This window comes from Fictibacillus fluitans (assembly GCF_030418125.1).
GTDB lineage: Bacteria > Bacillota > Bacilli > Bacillales > Fictibacillaceae > Fictibacillus_C > Fictibacillus_C fluitans.
In genome coordinates this window covers 251166-269894 of the sequence record NZ_JAUHTR010000001.1, presented here as the reverse complement: position 1 = coordinate 269894, position 18729 = coordinate 251166, and the positions used below count along the sequence as shown (strand labels likewise).

The window sequence follows — 18729 nt, the reverse complement described above, 5'->3', positions numbered from 1 at the left end:
CGAAATGGAAGAAGGGAAATGACATGAAACTTCAGGAAGTTTACTTCTGGCTGCTGCTAATGATTGTCACCACCGTTTACAGTTATTTGTACCTCTCGCCCTTGTTTACTGTCAGCTTTTTAATAACCGGGCTTATCATGGCCAGTCTGGTGTATATGGCCGTTGAGATCAAGGAGGAGGAATGGGATGAGAAACAGCAATAACCGGGTTTTCTCAACAGGGTTAAAGATATCTCTTTTGAGCATTCTTCTTTTTTTTATTGCCGGGTTTGTCTCATCTGCTGAATTCAAGTTTGATGTTTCATCTTCTATTGTAAAGAAATGGTTCAACAACTTCACTGCTGAAGCGATGGTGTACGCAATCGGTTCAGAAAATCCGTACTATACGCAGGTACTTCCAAAAGAAAGCAAGCCGCCTGCTCTTTCTTCCGTGATGCTGCAGCTCATGACGAGCCTGCGTCCGGGTGACCCCCGCAGCCTGCTCGGCTCAGAGCTGCCGGGCTTTGCCATTTTTGATTCAGAAATTTACATTGCAGGCAAAGGAACCAATTATTCCACACTGCCGATTGAACCAACCCTGCCTTTGCAGGAAGTATTGCAGCCCAACGAGCCGAATGATAAGAACGTTGACGTGGAACAGCCTGAAAAGAACCTTCCACCGCCAAAGCAGAACACAGCAGGACAAGTTGTTTATATCTATCACTCCCATAGCTACGAATCGTTCCGCCCTGTGCTGAAAGGCGGAAAATTCACGAGCACCGATCCGAAGACCAACATCATATCGGTCGGGGACCGGCTGAAGCAGGATTTAGAGACACGGGGAATCGGAGCATCCCATGATGTGTCTAATGTCGGGGAAAAGCTGAATGCCAGGAAATGGGGAACAGGCAAGGCTTATGCACTTTCCCGTGAAACCGTCCAGCAGGCTGTTGCCCAAAACCGGAAGCTATCCTATTTCATTGATATTCACCGCGACTCACAGCCAAGAAAGCTGACGACAATTTCGATCAAAAACCAGGATTACGCGAGAATTTGTTTTATCGTTGGCCGGGAGCACCCGTCGTTTGAAAAGAATTTGCAGCTGGCTGAAGAGCTCAACCGACAGGTCAATCAAAAATACCCGCATCTAAGCAGGGGTGTCATCATTAAAAACAAGTATGAAGGAAACGGCATCTATAATCAGGACCTTTCCAACAATGCCATGCTGATTGAGGTAGGAGGCATTGATAACGACTTCCGTGAATTGTATCGAACCACTGACGCGTTTGCCGATGTTTTTGGAGATTTTTACTGGCAGGCGGAGAAGGTGAACGGCAGTGAAACAAAGAAACAGTAAAGAGCTGAATAATCAGCTCTTTTTTTGTGTAAAGGAGAGGAAAACATGGACAGGACTGAATATGAATGGGTGAAACAGACAAGGAAGATCATGCTGGACGCTTGCGGCACTCTGACAACCGAAATGCTGACTGCGAACGTGGAGGGATTCGGTTATCCGTCGATTCGCAATTTGCTGGTTCATACAGCCGATTGCTACCATGCCTGGCTGGGCTCTTTTCTCTTATTGCAGACCAAAACGCCAATTACTCCAAAAAACAGGGTGGAAGAGATGGGCCAGGACGACATAAGGGAAAGATTTTTGCAAGCAGATCGTTACGCGAATAAAGTCTTTAATGAGTATGAAGGAAGGATGGGGGAGCCGGTTAATAGAATCATCCCGTGGCGAGATACAGGAGAATCTCTCTCCATTACGCCCAGGCAATTGCTGTTTCATACGGTGACTCATGAGTTTCATCATAAAGGACAAGTCATGGCAATGATGAGGCCACAGGGCATTGAGCCGCCTAATACAGATGTTTTGGGTGTTGATTAATAATTAAATAATTTCACGTACCGTATTTTTATTATTAAAAATAATAAATCAATAAAGAATATTTCATCATTTTGTTTCTCGGAATTCAAATATTTCAGAAAAAATGGTACACTAAATTAAGAATATCAAAAACTGAGTTTTATATTATAGAACAATATATAACCATTACATATTAAGCTCAGTTAATAGTTTAACTAAGTAGATCCTAGCACACGAAAGAGGAGAGATGAAAATGCCTGTAAAATTTCATGGAGTAATTCCGCCAATTCCAACCATCCTTCATAAAGAAGGAAAATTAGATGAAAAGGGAATGGGGGCACTTATCGACTTTTTGATTGAATCAAAGGTGGATGGGTTGTTTTTTCTTGGGTCTGGCGGAGAATTCAGCCAGATGCCAATCGATCTTAGAAAAGAAGTCGCCGCCTTTGCAATCCGTTATGTCAATGGACGTGTTCCGGTCTTAATCGGAACAGGGACCCCAAGCACACTGGACACTCTTGAATTAAGCTGCCATGCCAAGGATGCAGGGGCAGATGGCATTGTTGTGATCAATCCATATTATTGGACGCTTACAGAGGAAAATCTCTTCCAGCATTATGCAGACATTGCAGAAGCCATTGATTTGCCAATCTTGCTGTATAACTTTCCGGGTCTTACCGGACAAGATCTTTCGCCTGAGTTTGTGCTGAGCATGGTGAAAGCGTATCCAAATATTGTGGGTATTAAAGAAACAGTAGATTCGGTAGGACATACGAGGGAAATGATTTATACCGTTAAAGCCTATAAGGAGGATTTTGCGGTGTTCTCTGGTTATGATGATCATTTTGTAAATACCTTATCACTGGGAGGAGACGGTTCCATTCCTCTTACCGCGTCATTCGTACCTGAAATTTCTGTTGGTATCTATCAGGCATTTAAAAACGGAGATTACAAAAGAGCCATTGAATTGCACAGAAAACTGGCGCCGACCCTTTCCTTATACAAACTGGATTCGCCATTTGTAAATGTGGCCAAAGAGGCGATCGCTTTGCGAGGCCTTGAGATTTCGACGGATGTATTGGCGCCTGCCAGACCTTTAAACGAGGAAAAGAAAGCACAAATCAAAAACTTCATGGAGCAGCTGCTGAATGAATCGGCAGTTCCAACAAAATAATTATTATTTATTTAACCCTCCTGGATAAAAGGGGGGTTTTTTTATATGTCATTGCAAAAAACAGCAATATTCTCAACATTCCGTTATTGACGAAACAGAAACTCTTTCGATATAATGTTAGAAAATATAACATTGAATTGTAAGGGGTATTTACATGATAGTACAAGATGATCTTAATCAAAATGTGAATATGCATATGACGGAAACCGAATTAGTAGAGGTGATGTACGCCATTCGATCGAAGAAGGAACAAGAGATAGATAAGATCAAAAACAAGATTAATAAGTATGTGAAAAAGAAAAATGCCGAGGAAGCTTTCTATCAATCACTGTCTCCCATGAGAAAATTATTTGCCGGCCGTTCGCCAAGCCATCACCAGGCGGTTGAATATATCGCCCATGTAAAAGAACCATTAAAGCAGATAGAGCGCCTGAAGCAAGGACTTTTTGAGCTGAATCATTCAATTCGCTATCTGCAGGAAGATCACAAGGAAGAAATTACACTATCAACTACCATATTCAGAGAGGTAAGGAGCACTTATAGAATGGAGAATTTCCCATCATGACGATACATACGTTAAACACTGGCATTGATACCATTTGGGTGGTTTTGACCGCGGCTATGATTATATTAATGGAGGGTGGTTTCGCACTGCTTGAAGCAGGATTTGTTCGCCATAAAAACAATGTGAATATCATTATGAAGGTTTTTGCTGATATTACTATCGGCACGTTATGTTTTTATTTGCTAGGTTTTGGGCTGATGTACGGAAAAGACGCGTTAGGATTATTCGGTACCAATGGATTTATGATTAAAGGGGATTTGTCCCATTTGGACTTTTTAATTTCCACAGATACATTTTGGCTCTTCCAGGCTGCTTTTGTCATTGCGGTCATTTCCATCGTATCCGGAGCTGTGGCGGAACGAATCAATTTTCGCGCTTATATTCTTTATGCGGTGCTCATGACTATTTTCATTTATCCAGTCGCCGGTCATTGGGTCTGGGGCGGAGGCTGGCTCGGCAAACTAGGAATGCAGGATTTTGCGGGATCGGGCGTCATTCATGCCCTGGGAGGTTTCTCAGCACTGGCTGCGTCCATGTTTATCGGGCCGCGGAAAGGGAAATTCACGTCTAAGGGTATAAGTACCGTCTCATTGCCTAGTAACCTTCCATTAGCTTCAGTCGGAGCCTTTTTACTTTGGTTCGGCTGGTTTGGATTCAATGCAGGAAGTACATTAAGCGCAACGGATGTCAGGATTGGCCACATTGCCGTCGTGACCATGCTGTCCGCAGCATCAGGCGGAGCTACAGCCATGCTCTTTACCCTTTTCCGCTACAAACGGTCTGACGCACCTTCCGTCATTAACGGGTCTCTGGCAGGATTGGTTGGAATTACTGCCGGATGTGCGTTTGTCAGTGATTCATCCGCAATATTGATTGGCGTTGTTTCGGGACTCGTTATGCTGTTGGCGACACACTGGCTGGAAATCAAGCAGATTGATGATCCGGTCGGAGCATTTCCTGTTCATGCCGCATCCGGTATTTGGGGAACGATTGCCGTTGGCCTGTTTGCAACCGATAATGGCTTGTTTACGACAGGAAGCTGGCATTTGCTCGGCGTTCAGCTGCTCGGCCTTTTGGTGCTATGCACATGGGGATTTGTCCTGACGTGGCTGGGTTTGAAATTGATTCAGCTGTGGATACCTGTCCGTTCTACAGAAGAGGAAGAAGAAGTGGGACTGGATATCAGCTATCATGGTATGGTCGCCGCCTTTCAGGAACAAGAGTTCATTAAATATGAGAGCAATTACTTTCATTACAAAGAAGATTAATACTTGTGCCAGATTAAAAAGCGCCTTTTCTCATAGAAAGGGCGTTTTTCTTTATTCTTTTTGAAGCACGATTATTTCTTTATAAAGAACGAAAATGGTATAATGGCAGTACTATACAACAGGCGGGTGCAAGAAAATGAAAACATGTAAAATTGAAGGATGCGAAAAACCCGTGGCAGGAAGAGGGCTTTGCCACATGCATTATAAACGGTGGGCAAGACATGGGGACCCGGAAGTCACTTTAGTTAAAAAGAACTGTCAGGTCGAAGGCTGTCCCCGCCGCCATTTTTGCAAGGGCTATTGCGAGCCGCACTACCGTCACATGCGGAAAAGAAAAGCATTGGAAGAAGAGATCAGCCAAATCAATCAACAAAATGAATTATAAGAATTTTCTTGACAATTATAGACAACGTGTAGCATAATATATTTTAAAATTGCAAAGCGCGTTAACAGGAACCAGTAAATTGAAAGGCATACGTAAGAGATTGGAATCCACCGGCTGAAAGATTCCATCGTCATGCCCCAATTGAACCTACTCCTCGAGCCGTCTGGTTAATAACCTGACCGTCTGCCCACGTTACGGGGTTAAAGAGAGCCTCATCAACAGATGATGCTAATGAAGGTGGTACCGCGGATAACAGACTCTTTCCGTCCTTATTACAGGATGGGAAGGGTCTTTTTTGATTTAATGAAAGGGGTTGGGTTTATGGGAAAAAAACGTATTGTCGTCAAAATCGGAAGCAGCTCACTTACGAACAAAAACGGCGGGTTGAGCCAGGAAAAAATCAAGGAGCATGCCGGCGCCATCGCGGAACTTCGCAAGCAGGGACATGAAGTCGTCTTGATTTCATCGGGAGCTGTCTCAGCCGGGTTTGCGGATTTAGGGTATCCGTCCCGACCGGTGACAACAGCAGGCAAACAAGCGGCAGCAGCAGTTGGACAAGGACTGCTGATACAGGCATACACAGAGGTTTTTAAACAGCATGGCATTATAGCCGCACAGCTGCTCTTAACACGAAATGACTTTTTTAAAAATGAACAGTACACGAACGCATATGCAACATTAACCGAACTTTTAAAGCGGTCAGTCTTGCCAATCATTAATGAAAATGATTCAGTATCCATCGACGAATTAACCTTTGGAGACAACGATATGCTTTCCGCTCTTGTCAGCGGGCTCGTTCACGCGGATCATCTCATCATATTGACCGATATCAACGGTTTGTATGACCAGAATCCGCGGACGATTCCAACGGCCCGGCGTTATGACTTTCTTGAGGAAGTTACGGATGAACACCTTGGAATGACCAATAATCCTTCGTCCTCAAAATTCGGCACAGGTGGAATGAAATCCAAGCTATTAGCAGCCAAAACTGCTTTATCCCTTGGGGTTCAGGTGTTCGTGGGGACTGGCAGCGGGAATGTTAAGCTATTGGACATATTGGAAGGCAAAGGAGACGGTACCTATATTGGCAGTCAGCTTGCTCCTGCGTTAAAAACGCAAAAACAATGGATCGCTTTTCACTCTCCGCTTAGTGGTGCAGTTGAAGTTGATGACGGAGCAGCCCGGGCGATTTTACATGAAGGAAAAAGCCTGCTCCCGGCCGGTGTCAAAAACATCAGCGGACTGTTTGCAGCAGGTGATGTGGTCGAAATCATCAATTCAAATCAGGAAGTAATCGGAAAAGGGCAGGTTCAATATTCCTCTGAAGAGCTGAACCAGATTAAAGGAATGGCAAGCCAGGATGCGAAAATGCACACCAACAATCCACATTCGGAAGTCATTCATCGAAACAAGTGGCTATCCATGGCAAAGGAGAAAACAATATGAGTGAATTGCTGATGAAAGCGAAAAAGGCAAAAGAAGCCGTAAGTGACATGCTGACGAAATCGACCGAGCAAAAAGATGAAGCACTCCGGTTTATTGCCAATCAGTTAATTCAGGAAACGCCTTTTATTCTCCAGGAGAATTTAAAGGACATTGAAACAGCACGGGATAAGGGGGTTCACGAATCGCTGATCGACCGCCTCATGCTTAACGAGACTAGAATTCAAGACATGGCTGGAGCACTACAGCAGCTCACCCAATTGCCGGACCCGGCCGGTGAAGTTCTTGAACGAATTGAACGCCCAAATGGTCTTTCGATAGAAAAAGTCGCTGTTCCGCTAGGAGTAATTGGAATGATTTATGAAGCTCGGCCCAATGTAACGGTCGATGCTTCCAGTCTTTGTTTGAAAACGGGAAACGTTGTGCTTCTGAGGGGAAGCTCGTCTGCTATCCATTCCAATAAAGCACTGGTGCATGTGATTCACCAGGCGCTAGAACAAAGTGATCTTCCTGCCGATGCTGTACAGTTGATAGAAGATACGAGCCGTGAGACCGCTTCCCAGCTGTTCAAGCTTAACCAATACCTCGATGTTTTAATTCCCAGGGGAGGAAAAGCATTGATACAGACGGTAATTGAGAATGCCTCCGTCCCCGTTCTCGAAACAGGCGCAGGCAACTGCCATATCTATATTGATGAAACAGCGGATCAGAAGATGGCCATTGATATCGTTGTTAATGCCAAAACCCAACGGCCATCCGTTTGTAACGCCATTGAAAAGGTGATTGTACATGAAAGTTGGCCAAAAGAAAATGTAAAGGAATTAGTAGAGACCCTTCAGCAACATGGCGTGGAAATACGAGTGGATGCTGCTCTGGGAAAATCATTTCCTTCAGTTACCGTGGCAACAGAAGAAGATTGGCATACCGAGTACCTGGATTACGTGTTGGCGCTAAAGAGAGTATCCAGTACAAAAGAAGCAATTGAACATATTAATCATTACGGTTCAAAACACTCAGAAGCTATCATCACAAAAAATGAAGAAAACGTGAATCTCTTTTTCCAGCTCGTAGATAGCGCCGCACTCTATCATAATGCTTCAACCCGGTTTACCGACGGTTTTGAATTTGGTTTTGGGGCGGAAATAGGCATAAGTACCCAAAAACTGCATGCCCGGGGGCCAATGGGATTGCCTGCTTTAACATCAAGCAAATATGTAATCCGGGGCAACGGGCAAATCCGTCCATAAACCTAACATTTAAAGGAGCAGACTGACATGTGCTGCTCCAGTTCGTTGTTTAGCGGTACTTAAGGGTATAATAAAGAGAACATAGTCGAAAGGAATGAATGAAATGGAAATTACAAGGCACTCCATGGACAAACTGCAAGACCCTACAGGAATTTTGGAAGGGGAACGATATGAATTTATCATTCACATTGATGTAGATGAGGATGATGAACTTTATATGAAAGACGGAATTTATGTCAAATTGATTTATGTAGTTACGCCTGAAAATTCACGAATTGTACAATATTCACTTTTGGAAAACTATACGAATAATGTTCTTGATTTTGAACTGGAAGAAGAAGAAGAACAAGAACTGGAAGCGTTCTGTAAAAGCAAGGTAAGCAATGAAGGGACACATTAAGAACAATTTCCCCGAATGGGTCCTATTAAAGTCTTAAAACTGGTTCAACTAACGAGTTATCCTAGTATCTTTTCAAGAAACGATGGTTTTGTATAATAGTGGATAACAAATACATACAGGCTAGTAGATGCTTGGGATACTATTAAAATCGAATGTAATGAAATAATTAATAAGACAATGTTTTTTATTAATTTCATCTGGTTGCTTTTATGTAATTTATCGATTACCGAATTTGATCAAAGCGGAAAACCATTCCAGAGGAATGCGGTATTTACTTGAAAACACAAAATAACCACCAAAACAGTGCAGAGAAACTGCCGCGTTTTTGGTGGTTATTTTTAATTTATACTTTTCCATTACTTTTCCCTTGTTTTCACATCTTCTTGCTTTTCTCTGGCTTTCACCGAAAAATAGGCATTTATCCAAGAAGTAATTGGAATAATCAGAGCTACTCCAATTCCCGCGCAAAAAATCGTGATCATTTCTGCAGAAAAGATTCTTGAGTTCACGATGTCTCCCAGAGAATAGTGTAAATCCTTAAACCAGATCAGCAAGGCCAGATAGCCGCCAAAAAAGGCAAAAAATAACGTATTGGTATCTGTACCAAGAATATCCTTCCCAATCCTCATTCCAGATAAAAATAAATCTTTCCTGCTAATGTTAGGGTGATGATTCAATGTTTCCCCCATTGATGAAGTAATGGATATGGCAACCTCCGTAATAGCGCCGATTGTGCTGATAATAACCACTGAGGCTCCGATTTTGGCAAAATCCACACCAACCAAAAGAGAAAATGTTGCAAGTTCCTCTGATTGTTCTTTCCCAAATCCTTGAGTCATTGACACGGTTGAAACGATGTTAATAAATAAAAGTAAAATAACAATCGTGATAAGAGTAGAAAGAAACGCTGTTGCTGTTTTTCTATTTACATCATTAATAAAAAAGAGATTAATGCAACTAATAACGGCTGATGAAATCAGGGTAACAATCATTGGGTTCATGTGAGGATCGAGCATTAGGAATATGGTTAGCATTAGCATACCAAAATTAAAAAACAAAGAAATAAAAGACCGTACTCCTCTTTTTCCACCAATAAGCAACATTAATATAAATAAAATAACGGATAAGACCACCAATGCATTCATATTCTTTTCCTCTTTTGATTCACGAAATAGACAGACGTATAGACTGCTATTGGAATGGTCAGCATAATTCCAATTCCTCCAGCCAGGGAACGAGCAATTTCCAAAGAAAGGTTCATAGAAAGGGTAAAGCCTAATGAAGAAGCATTTTTTAAATACAAGATCATTGAGGGAATGGATCCGGCAGCATAAACAAAAAACAAAATATTTGTTAAAGCTCCCATTACATCCTTTCCAATTTCCATTCCGGATTGTTTAAGTGCTTTTAAGCTTATGTCACCATTCTTTTCATAGAGCCCAAAGACAGAAGAAGAAATTGTAATAGCAACATCCATGACAGCTCCCAACGAGCCGACCAAAAGACCTGCCATGAAAACCAATTCATAAGGACGTGTAAGAAATTGCATTTCTTCATATCTCAGACCATTGCCAGCCGTAAACTTAATAGAGACATATGTAACAAGCAAAGTCAGAAAGATTCCCAGCAGTGTGGCTACGATCGCCGCATATGTCATTTCATTTAAACCGTTAAGGAGTAACAGGGAAATAACCGTAAACAAAATAACCAGTATACTGCAGATCCATACCAGGCTTTTATAAGAATGATTAACATAGAAATCCAAGGCAAAGGATAGTAACAAAGCATTAACCAACAAGCTGATTAATGAGAAAAGTCCCCGCTTTTTTCCGACAAGAAGTAAAGTTAAGATAAAAATCCATCCGACAAGTACAAGATACTTGTCACGTTTTGCATCATTTATGGATCCGGTTAATTTCTGTTTCTTGGAATTCTTATCTATCGAAATAAATAATTCATTCCCGATTTTGTATTGTTGATCATAAGCTCCCGAAGAAGAATAATCATTCGTTAAACGAACGAGTTTACCTTTGTATTTTCCGTTCTTGATCTCAGCTGTAATACTCTGTGTAAATATTTGATCTTCATTATTATGCATATCTTTTACTTGCTTCTTCTCTTGCAAATGAATATTGGTTACTTTGGCAACCGTTTGTTTGTAAAAAGTACTATTATGGTTAACAAACAATATGGAAGAAACAAAACATATGACGATAACGGTATACAATAAAATTGATTTACTAGTTAATCCTTTGTACTTATTTACTATAACATTCATCAAAGTGCCTACTTTCAAGAAGGAATACACAGCATAGCATATTATTCCGTGAATCCTCTTCAAATTTATTCTCATGTACAACGGATTTATGATAACAAAAATATTTTAAAAAAACCAAATAAGTAGACAGGCAAAAGGCTTACCAATGAAGGTCACTGAAATAAAAGCCAACATCATGTTAAAGGAAATTCCGTGGAAATGATGGATGTAAAAGGCTTGCACCTATACAACGGAAATTTGACTGAATAAACTGTACTATTTATATCTGCAGAAAGGAAATAGATATGGATAGTATGTGCAACTGTATGTGGAAATGTACGAACATGAGTTGTATTTGCAAAATACTGCGAAACCTTATGGCAGGAGATAATATTATTTTAACATCCGGTGGGCAGCCAGTATCTTTTCAATTTTTAAGAACAGAAGTGGATTGTGTTCGGGGCTCTACGTTAAACGGGGCAATGGTTTTGGTAGACTGTAAAAATGTAGAAGTAATAGAGGTTTTACCTCCCGACCCTTGCACAATCAATATCTTTGTGCAAGCCGAAATCGTTTGTGATGATATTATAACTGGTCAGGTTAGATGTGATGGAACACCAGTTGCTGGAATCCCTGTCACAATAACTGCGGATCCACCCCTTTTAACTTTCACACCAAATCCGGTTTTAACTGACGCATCGGGAAATTTTTCGGTTGCCGTCACTGTTCCAGCGAACCTTCCTGAAACAGCTGTAGCCATTCATGCAACCGCTACAACGGGTATAGGTACCGTCTTCACAACAGCAACTACTGTCGCTGAGTGCCCGCCAGGACCATGCAGGATTGACATGTTTATGTCCGAAAGTACCATAGTCTGTGAAGGCTTTTTAATGGGAAGAGTGATTTGCGGGAGTCAAACAATTGAGGGGGCAGTAGTAACACTAACTAGCAGTGATCCTCGGGTAAGTTTTAATCAAAACACTACAACAACCGACTCAGCAGGAGATTTCACAGCAGGGGTAAGGGTGGCACCCGGAACTCCGGCCGGTACAATTGTTACTATTACTGCTACAACGATCGTGAACGGACAGGTACTTTCCACAACGTCTACGATTACAGTAGATTGCCCAGATCCTTGCTCCATCGTTTTAACGGTTCCTCCTGTAATTTGTGAAGGTACGATTTCAGGCAACTTAAGCTGTGATGGTACACCGCAGGCTGGAGTAACAGTCACATTTGAAACCTTTCCTGACGTAGGTGCTGCAATCCCATCCGCAACAACTGATGCAAATGGGAATTTTACCACAACCATTACCATTCCCCCTGGAACAGAGTTAACTTCAGTGGATGTGATCGCTTCTGCGGTGGCGGGTGTTCCTCCAACACTTTATACGGTTTCCCAAGGAACACAAGTAAGTTGTCCTGGAGTAATAACCAATTGCCCTTGTAAACTCAGGTTGGGAGTGGCTGGTAATGGTGCTACCGCTGCAGTTGATATTACAAATCAGGGAGCAGCGGCAACATTGGTGGGTACTATTAATGTAACAGCAGTAGAATGTTTTACTGGAGGTCCGAATTGCAATCCGAATGTTGATAATTTTAACATTACCTTTGGTTCTGGCGGGACTACCATTAATTTTGTTCAAGGGCGACGAATTCGTATCACTTGCATTGATAGAACATCAGCCATCATTGAAGGAACTGCAGAAGCAGCGGGGAATACGTTTAGGGGAGTTTTTGACATTATTATCGGCATCAGCTTAACGGCAAACCAAGCCACATGGTCCATTCTTGCTGACAACAATATGGGGCAAACTTTTTCTACAACGTTTACTTCACGAGTAAGTCCTCAAACATTTATTGGTCCATGTAACAGTACAGTAGGAGGATAAAAGTAAGATTTTTATAAAGATACTTGTTTTTGCATTAAAGATCTTTTAAACGCCATTTTAGTCATCATGATCTCTTTCTTCATGATAATGTACTATTGATCTTTCCATAAACCTTTTCCTATGTAAGCAAAAAAGCCGGCTACCTTATTTTTCAGGCTAGACTAACCTAAATTATTGAGACACTATAAAACACCTTCGAAATGGTACACTTAAAACAAGTACTAATTCGGAGGTGTTTTTGCATGGGCAAAAACGTATATTTAAATGAGATTAAATGGGCTGTAGTTAAAGATAAGATGAGTGGTCAGTTTACGAATCAAGAAATCATGGAGAAGTATGGGATTAAAAATGTGTCTCAAATCAAAACGTGGATGAAATGGTATCGTGAAAATCAGGTCTATCGGTTCGACCAGCCAATAGGAAAACAATATTCCTATGGACATGGACCCGAGAGTTCAACGGATGAAGAGAAAAAAGAACGCCAAATGAGTCAATTAAAGCAGGAGAATGACATCTTAAAAAAGTATTTGGAGATCCAAAAGGAGCTGAAAAAGAAATCGGAGGGGAAACTGTTGGGACAACGCAGTCATTGAGTCTTTTCATTCGAACCTAAAATCAGAGGAATTTCAGTATGTTAAATTCCATTCTTTGTCTTTAGAAGAAGTAATAGAACGTGTAGATCAATTTATGAGGTATTATAACGAAGAGCGTATCCAAGAAAAATTAGGCTACCACACACCAATAGAGTTTGGTGACATGGCAGCCTAAGAAGGTGTTTTATTACTGTCTCATATGACTAGGTCAGTCTAGGCAGCTGGCCTTTTTTGTTCTTTAACACTTCTTCTGCTTTGTTCACCGTTACCATACGGTGTGCTTCAGCCGGTGTTTCTGCTGGCCGGTTGACGTCCGGCTTATATTCTTCCATATCATTATGCCCAGTTCGTTCTGTCATTGTTTTTCACCTCACGTTTAGTATGAATCATTTTTTCCTTTCTATGTGTTTCGAAAGTTGCATTCTTCAGGAGGTACATCAAGCATCGCTTGTATGCTGGGCTGTCTCAGTTTTCCCGCTTCTGTCCATTCTGCAAAATGGATCTTGGCAGTGACCTCCGGTTTTACCCAGTTTGCGTCCCGATGCCGTTCAACCGGATTCGCAAAAGGCCGATCAGGGACTTCAATTAAACGAAGCCGTGCAGTTAAATAGTGCCAATCTTGAACGCTAAACTTTCCTGTACCTGTATGGCCGATATAAACAAATTGGCCCTGGCCATCAAATAAGCCAAGAAGAACCGCATTCACCACACCGCCGCTCAAGGTATATCCGCCAATCACAGCATTGACATCCAGGGTATTTTTTATCTTCAGCCAAACCTCATTTTTCTCTCCAATATAATAGGAGCTTTCCAGCTGTTTCATGACAATGCCTTCCATTTCGGAGCTTTTTATTCCTTTAAATAATGCTTCGCCATTCTCATGGGAGCGAACCAGCTGTATATGGTCATTCGGCGTAATGATTTCAGAAAGCAATGATATTCGTTCCGATAGCGGCCGGTTTGTCATCCATTCGCCATTGGAAAAGAGAACATCGAAAATCATGTAGGTAATGGGGACTTGATGCTGAAGAAGCTGTACTCGATCAAGGTTCCTTACACCATCTCTTCTCATTACTTTATGAAAGCTTGGCCTTCCGTTATCCCCAAGCGCTATAACTTCACCATCCAAGATAACAGGTTCGGCAGAACAATAGGTTTGAATGGATGTTAATTCCGGATAATTTTGTGTACGCTCTTTTTTCTTCCTATTATAAAGGCGCGTGTTTTCGCCATCGAAATAGGTAAGTATGTGTACGCCGTCCCATTTAATTTGGGCTATCCACTTTGAAGAAACAGGAATGGTTGCCGCGCTTTTAGGTTCCATGGGAAAAAGGGGATCCATTATGTTCACCTCGGGTATAGATTGACGACAATCGTTTACACTAGCTGCATCAGTAATGTATAGTGCGGAGGAATCTTCATGGAAGTACAAGTAGATGGTAAAGTCATTTCGATTTCACATCCGGAAAAGATACTCTGGGATGAGTTCAATTTTACGAAGGCTGATTATATCCGCTATTTATTAGAAGTCTCCGAATTCCTGCTTCCTTATACGAAAGACAGGATGTTGATGTATTGGCTGTATCCGCATGCGTTCAAGACCTGAAAACGCGCCGGAATGGCTGGCGGGTACCTTTTTCAAAGAAAAAGAACGGATTTTTCTTCATGATAAAGCGACTTTGCTCGGGCTTGCCAATTGGGGAGCGCTGGAGTTTCACGTCCTGTTTGATCAATACAGTAAACCGGATTTCCCGACCGATCTGGTGTTTGATTTGGATCATTCAAGTGAAGACTTTGGACTCGTCCTTGAAATATCCTTGGTGCTGAAAGAGGTACTGGACGGGCTTGGCTTAACCAGTCATGTGAAACCTCGGGAAAAACCGGAATGCATGTTTATGTACCAATAGAGCCGTTATTTTCCTATGACGAGGCCAGAAAAGTCAATCACTTTATTGCACAGTATATTTATGAAAAGCACGGTCGAAAAGTCACCTTGGAGAGGGTAAAAGAAAGAAGGGGAAACAAACTTTATTTTGATTACCTGCAGTTATGGAAGGGAAGAAAAATCGTTGCTCCCTATAGTCTTCGGGCAACAGAGAAGTGTTCGGTTTCAACCCCGGTCACCTGGGAAGAAATAAGTACAGGTTTTCACCCTGGTGATTTTACTCCAGCTGTAGTCCTTCAACGAATTAGAGAAAAAGGAGACCTCCTTTTAACGCAACAGAGGGTTAAAGAAGAGAACACTTCACGTATCCATGAAATACTATCTTTTACAGGGTATCGTCAGAAAAATGGAGATTTGAAACGCTAATCCCTTTACAAGACGAGTCCTTGTTTTAAAAAAAGTGTTTTCAAAAATATGGCTTATTGAAATCTGAAGTGATAAAATAGCTTGTTGGGTTTACCTAAAATGTTGAACGTTTCTATCCCATTGGGGGTATGACAGATTTCATCATCAGGACAATGTACAAAAGCCTGGTGAATCAGGGGGAGAGACATGAGAAAAAAAATAATGGGAGCATTGCTGCTGGTGACGGTTCTTGCCGCGATGGAAGGAACGATTGTCAGTACGGCCGTGCCAAGGATCACCAGTGATTTGTCAGGCATTGAACTGGTGAGCTGGGTGTATGCCATCTATATGCTGGCAACAGCAGTTTCCGCACCGATTTATGGAAAGCTCGCAGATTTGTTCGGACGCAAGAAAGTGATGCTGATGGGGATTATTGTATTTCTGGCAGGATCCGCTCTGTGCGGGCTCGCCCAGTCGATGGGTCAGCTCATTCTTTTTCGTGCCATACAGGGTCTCGGAGCCGGGGCAGTTATGCCAGTCACCATGACGATTATCGGTGATTTGTATACAGAAACCAAAGACCGGGCAAAAGCGCAGGGCTGGATTAGCGCAGTATGGGGTGTGGCCGGAGTACTCGGGCCGCTTATGGGCGGTTTTTTGGTGGATACTCTGTCCTGGCGCTACATCTTTTTCTTGAACATTCCGTTTGGGCTGGTTGCCTTTATTATGCTTGCAGCAAACTACAAGGAAGATATCGAAAAAGTAAAGCCGTACATCGACTACAAAGGAGCGGCGATTTTTTCTGTTGGGACGATTGCTTTTTTGTATGCTCTTTTGGAAGGAAGCCAGTCACAAGATTGGAGCAGCCCGGTTATTATCGGCTTGCTTATCTTTACACTTTTGGCCTATATCGGTTTTTATGGCGTCGAACGGAGATCGCCTGAGCCTTTGATTCCGCTTCATCTATTTTCCAACCGCAACATTTCACTTATCAACCTTTTAACCTTGCTCGTGGGCGGAGTTGTCATCAGCATAACCGTTTATCTTCCTATCTGGAGCCAGGGAGTCATGGGAAAAAGCGCGACAGAAGCAGGCTTTGTCTTGATGCCGATGCCGGTCTGCTGGACCCTGGGAGCCATTCTTTCCGGCCAGCTCGTGGAACGGATGAAGCCCAACTGGATCATTACGCTGGGAACTGGGATAGTAACGGCTTCTTCATTGTTCATGTTCTCGCTAACTGCCGATTCACCTTCCGCCTTTATTTACATGGCAACGGGAATGGTAGGGCTCGGCATGGGGCTCATTACCCCGATATTCATGCTTACGATTCAAGCTTCCGTTCAACAAAAAGAACGAGGGGTGGCAGTGGCGCTGAACACCTTTACAAACACTTTCAGCCAGACATTGGGTTCTGCCATTTTTGGAACCATTTTTAACCTGACTTTGCTTTCTGAAGCAGCGAAAAAAGGTGAGAGAGACCTGAACTTCAATGCTTCGTTCAGTGAAGGACATGTTCAGGCGGACAAGCTGTCAGAGATGCACGGCATCCTCGCTTCTGGGGTGCATGCTATCCACGGCGGCATGCTGCTGGCCGCAGCCTTAAGCTTTCTTATATCATTTGCGTTAATCAAACGAAAAAAAGCGAAAAGCCAAAACTATCGATATTTAAAGCATGGATAATCATTCCATGCTTTTTTTTATGACAAATTTTCTTATAAAAGGCAGAAGAGGCGTAAAGAATAGAAAAAGGAACTAATTAAGACACTCGGAGAGAGAGTGGACGGAAATGGGTGCAGAGATGAGAGAAGATTGCGATACCTCCTCGATGAAAGAGCAGATTGTTGATCACCTTCAACAAGTCAACCAGGGGATTCAGCATTTTTTAAGCTCGTTGGAAACAGAGAGTTATTGCTTATTGGGAAACCTTGAAGAACTAAAAGCAAAAATTGAACAAACCCAAACCGTTGCTGCTTCCTTTTATTTAAACTGCTATCTTTCGCCGTACACAGAAAAATATCTGGAGATCTCAACCTGTATTCAGCATCTTTCCAGTCAAAGGCACGGAGCTCTGATTGTAATTGAACGGGAAGAACCCCTTGAAACATTGATCAGTGCGGGAAACAGGATTGGAGCAGATCTCACATTTCCCCTGCTCGAATCTATTTTTTACCCCGGCAATCCCCTTCATGATGGAGCCGTATTGGTAAGGGGAGAGACGATTGTTTCTGCCTCCAACGTGCTGCCGGTATCCGGCATAGAAGCAGGAAACAAAAAACTGGGTACCCGTCACAGAGCCGCTATCGGATTAACAGAAGCGTGCGATGCGCTTGTCCTGGTAGTTTCTGAAGAAACAGGGAGAGTCTCGTTCGCAGTAGGAGGCACGCTTTTTCCTATTACTACTTCAAGCTCTATTGTTTAGTTCTATTAATTGTTGGGATGAATATACTCCTAGTATTCCTACTTATTATTGAAAGGAAGACTGAATATGCTGAAAAGCTGTAAAACCTGTGAAAATGGATTAGCTTTGCCTATGCTGGATATTGTCTCTGTATATCATAAGGGAATGAGTCTTTACATTCATAATGTGCCTTTTACTGTTTGCACCCATTGCAACAACCACGAATTTGTAAAGCATTTATCCGAAATCAAACAGGTGGCCAGGAATCTGCATAATGAACACGGAACCCGCACATTTAAATATGAAATTGTTGAGATGACAGAACCGGGGGACAAGCGGTCTTGGTCTTCCTCCGCATTTTTATTAGGGGCACTCGTTGGAGAATCCGGTGCATTGTGGTATGCGGCAAAAAAATAATACCCATTAATCGTTTCACAAATTATTGCCATTGATCCAACGGGGTCATGGCTTTTTTCAATAGAAGGGACAGGACAGGATTTGTGGAATAGTATCCGTAAAGGTTTTAACGTCAAAAGGCAGAAGGGGAGCAATGGAGAAATACACCGTTTCCAGAACTATTGGTCTTTTTGCTGGCATTATCATCATCCTGTCAGCCTTGGGATTTGGAGGGCTGTATATGCTTGGTGCCTCTTTGGGAAAAGCGCTTGGCTCGCAGACAGGTCCTTCAGTAGATCTATCGCTCATGGCTGTAATTTTATTGTGTATATCATTAATAGGTTTCATAACAGGATCAGGTTCCCTCGGGTTAAAAAGAAAAGGATGGAGAAATGGATTTATTGTATTCTGCTGGAGCGTGGGACTCTTTCTTCTGATCGTCTTTTTTAGTTCCCTAGGTGCTTTAGGAAAAGCAATTGAATTCCTGATTCTGTGTGTATGCGGCGTCTACTTTCTTTTAGGTTATCTCGTTAAAAAAGAGGTATGACAAAACCCTGCCGTTTGTCCAAGAGG

Annotated in this window: 21 protein-coding genes and 2 pseudogenes; 19 read left to right on the top strand and 4 right to left on the bottom strand. The window is 42.3% G+C overall.

The window, feature by feature from the left end:
- The first annotated feature begins 23 nt into the window (after positions 1 to 23).
- From QYB97_RS01240 to QYB97_RS01195, 10 genes are all read left to right on the top strand, one after another.
- Entirely contained in the window at positions 24 to 203 is a 180-nt protein-coding gene (locus QYB97_RS01240) for a hypothetical protein (protein ID WP_301164141.1), read from the top strand.
- A complete protein-coding gene (gene spoIIP, locus QYB97_RS01235) occupies positions 187 to 1335 on the top strand; it encodes a stage II sporulation protein P (protein ID WP_301164140.1) in 1149 nt (382 codons plus the stop codon). Before QYB97_RS01240 ends, spoIIP begins: the two co-directional genes overlap by 17 nt.
- 45 nt (positions 1336 to 1380) lie before the next feature.
- Positions 1381 to 1869, top strand: coding sequence for a DinB family protein (locus QYB97_RS01230; RefSeq protein ID WP_301164139.1), 489 nt, complete (start codon positions 1381 to 1383; stop codon positions 1867 to 1869).
- A 232-nt stretch (positions 1870 to 2101) separates the two neighbouring features.
- Positions 2102 to 3022, top strand: coding sequence for a dihydrodipicolinate synthase family protein (locus QYB97_RS01225; protein ID WP_301164138.1), 921 nt, complete (start codon positions 2102 to 2104; stop codon positions 3020 to 3022).
- Positions 3023 to 3176: 154 nt separating this feature from the next.
- The gene (locus QYB97_RS01220) at positions 3177 to 3587 is read left to right on the top strand and encodes a hypothetical protein (protein WP_301164137.1); all 411 of its coding nucleotides are present in this window, start codon (positions 3177 to 3179) and stop codon (positions 3585 to 3587) included.
- Positions 3584 to 4855 (top strand): ammonium transporter, encoded by a 1272-nt coding sequence (locus QYB97_RS01215; protein ID WP_301164136.1) that lies wholly within the window; start codon positions 3584 to 3586, stop codon positions 4853 to 4855. The genes QYB97_RS01220 and QYB97_RS01215 overlap by 4 nt, the downstream gene beginning before the upstream one ends.
- Positions 4856 to 4991: 136 nt before the next feature.
- Positions 4992 to 5240, top strand: coding sequence for a hypothetical protein (locus tag QYB97_RS01210; protein WP_301164135.1), 249 nt, complete (start codon positions 4992 to 4994; stop codon positions 5238 to 5240).
- A 321-nt stretch (positions 5241 to 5561) separates the two neighbouring features.
- Entirely contained in the window at positions 5562 to 6686 is a 1125-nt protein-coding gene (proB, locus tag QYB97_RS01205; protein ID WP_301164134.1) for a glutamate 5-kinase, read from the top strand.
- Positions 6683 to 7930: a glutamate-5-semialdehyde dehydrogenase gene (locus QYB97_RS01200; RefSeq protein ID WP_301164133.1), complete on the top strand. Its 1248-nt coding sequence runs from the start codon at positions 6683 to 6685 to the stop codon at positions 7928 to 7930. Before proB ends, QYB97_RS01200 begins: the two co-directional genes overlap by 4 nt.
- Before the next feature lie 103 nt (positions 7931 to 8033).
- Entirely contained in the window at positions 8034 to 8330 is a 297-nt protein-coding gene (locus tag QYB97_RS01195; RefSeq protein WP_301164132.1) for a DUF6509 family protein, read from the top strand.
- A gap of 356 nt (positions 8331 to 8686) precedes the next feature.
- On the opposite strand, the gene QYB97_RS01190 is transcribed toward QYB97_RS01195, so the two are convergent.
- Positions 8687 to 9475, bottom strand: a complete 789-nt coding sequence (locus tag QYB97_RS01190) for a YibE/F family protein (protein WP_301164131.1) — start codon at positions 9473 to 9475, stop codon at positions 8687 to 8689.
- Positions 9472 to 10608 carry a YibE/F family protein gene (locus QYB97_RS01185; RefSeq protein WP_301164130.1) on the bottom strand — a complete coding sequence of 379 codons (1137 nt, stop codon included), beginning with the start codon at positions 10606 to 10608 and terminating at the stop codon, positions 9472 to 9474. Before QYB97_RS01185 ends, QYB97_RS01190 begins: the two co-directional genes overlap by 4 nt.
- Before the next feature lie 323 nt (positions 10609 to 10931).
- On the opposite strand from QYB97_RS01185, the gene QYB97_RS01180 reads away from it, so the two are divergent.
- The 3 genes and pseudogenes from QYB97_RS01180 (at position 10932) to QYB97_RS25160 (ending at position 13247) form a co-directional block, all read left to right on the top strand.
- Positions 10932 to 12479 carry a hypothetical protein gene (locus QYB97_RS01180; protein ID WP_301164129.1) on the top strand — a complete coding sequence of 516 codons (1548 nt, stop codon included), beginning with the start codon at positions 10932 to 10934 and terminating at the stop codon, positions 12477 to 12479.
- Between the two features lie 332 nt (positions 12480 to 12811).
- A pseudogene (locus QYB97_RS25260) lies at positions 12812 to 12950 on the top strand (IS3-like element ISBt2 family transposase); the annotation flags it as partial.
- Positions 12951 to 13067: 117 nt separating this feature from the next.
- Positions 13068 to 13247 carry an IS3 family transposase gene (locus QYB97_RS25160; protein ID WP_356948163.1) on the top strand — a complete coding sequence of 60 codons (180 nt, stop codon included), beginning with the start codon at positions 13068 to 13070 and terminating at the stop codon, positions 13245 to 13247.
- A 28-nt stretch (positions 13248 to 13275) separates the two neighbouring features.
- Here the strand turns inward: QYB97_RS25160 and QYB97_RS01170 are convergent, their stop codons facing one another.
- A complete protein-coding gene (locus QYB97_RS01170; RefSeq protein WP_301164128.1) occupies positions 13276 to 13431 on the bottom strand; it encodes a hypothetical protein in 156 nt (51 codons plus the stop codon).
- Positions 13432 to 13472: 41 nt separating this feature from the next.
- Complete coding sequence (locus QYB97_RS01165; RefSeq protein WP_301164127.1) at positions 13473 to 14414, bottom strand: ATP-dependent DNA ligase; 942 nt, start codon at positions 14412 to 14414, stop codon at positions 13473 to 13475.
- 78 nt (positions 14415 to 14492) lie between these two features.
- On the opposite strand from QYB97_RS01165, the gene QYB97_RS01160 reads away from it, so the two are divergent.
- The 6 genes and pseudogenes from QYB97_RS01160 to QYB97_RS01130 all read left to right on the top strand — a co-directional run bounded on the left by QYB97_RS01160 (position 14493) and on the right by QYB97_RS01130 (position 18703).
- Complete coding sequence (locus QYB97_RS01160) at positions 14493 to 14678, top strand: hypothetical protein (RefSeq protein WP_301164126.1); 186 nt, start codon at positions 14493 to 14495, stop codon at positions 14676 to 14678.
- Positions 14662 to 15383, top strand: a pseudogene (gene ligD / locus QYB97_RS25155) (non-homologous end-joining DNA ligase LigD). The gene QYB97_RS01160 and the pseudogene ligD overlap by 17 nt, the downstream one beginning before the upstream one ends.
- A gap of 186 nt (positions 15384 to 15569) precedes the next feature.
- Positions 15570 to 17042 (top strand): MDR family MFS transporter, encoded by a 1473-nt coding sequence (locus QYB97_RS01145; RefSeq protein WP_301164123.1) that lies wholly within the window; start codon positions 15570 to 15572, stop codon positions 17040 to 17042.
- Between the two features lie 106 nt (positions 17043 to 17148).
- Positions 17149 to 17781, top strand: coding sequence for a sporulation-specific diadenylate cyclase CdaS (cdaS, locus tag QYB97_RS01140; RefSeq protein ID WP_301164122.1), 633 nt, complete (start codon positions 17149 to 17151; stop codon positions 17779 to 17781).
- Between the two features lie 66 nt (positions 17782 to 17847).
- Positions 17848 to 18177, top strand: coding sequence for a YgiT-type zinc finger protein (locus QYB97_RS01135; protein WP_301164121.1), 330 nt, complete (start codon positions 17848 to 17850; stop codon positions 18175 to 18177).
- A gap of 133 nt (positions 18178 to 18310) precedes the next feature.
- Positions 18311 to 18703: a hypothetical protein gene (locus QYB97_RS01130; protein ID WP_301164120.1), complete on the top strand. Its 393-nt coding sequence runs from the start codon at positions 18311 to 18313 to the stop codon at positions 18701 to 18703.
- The last annotated feature ends 26 nt before the right edge of the window (positions 18704 to 18729 follow it).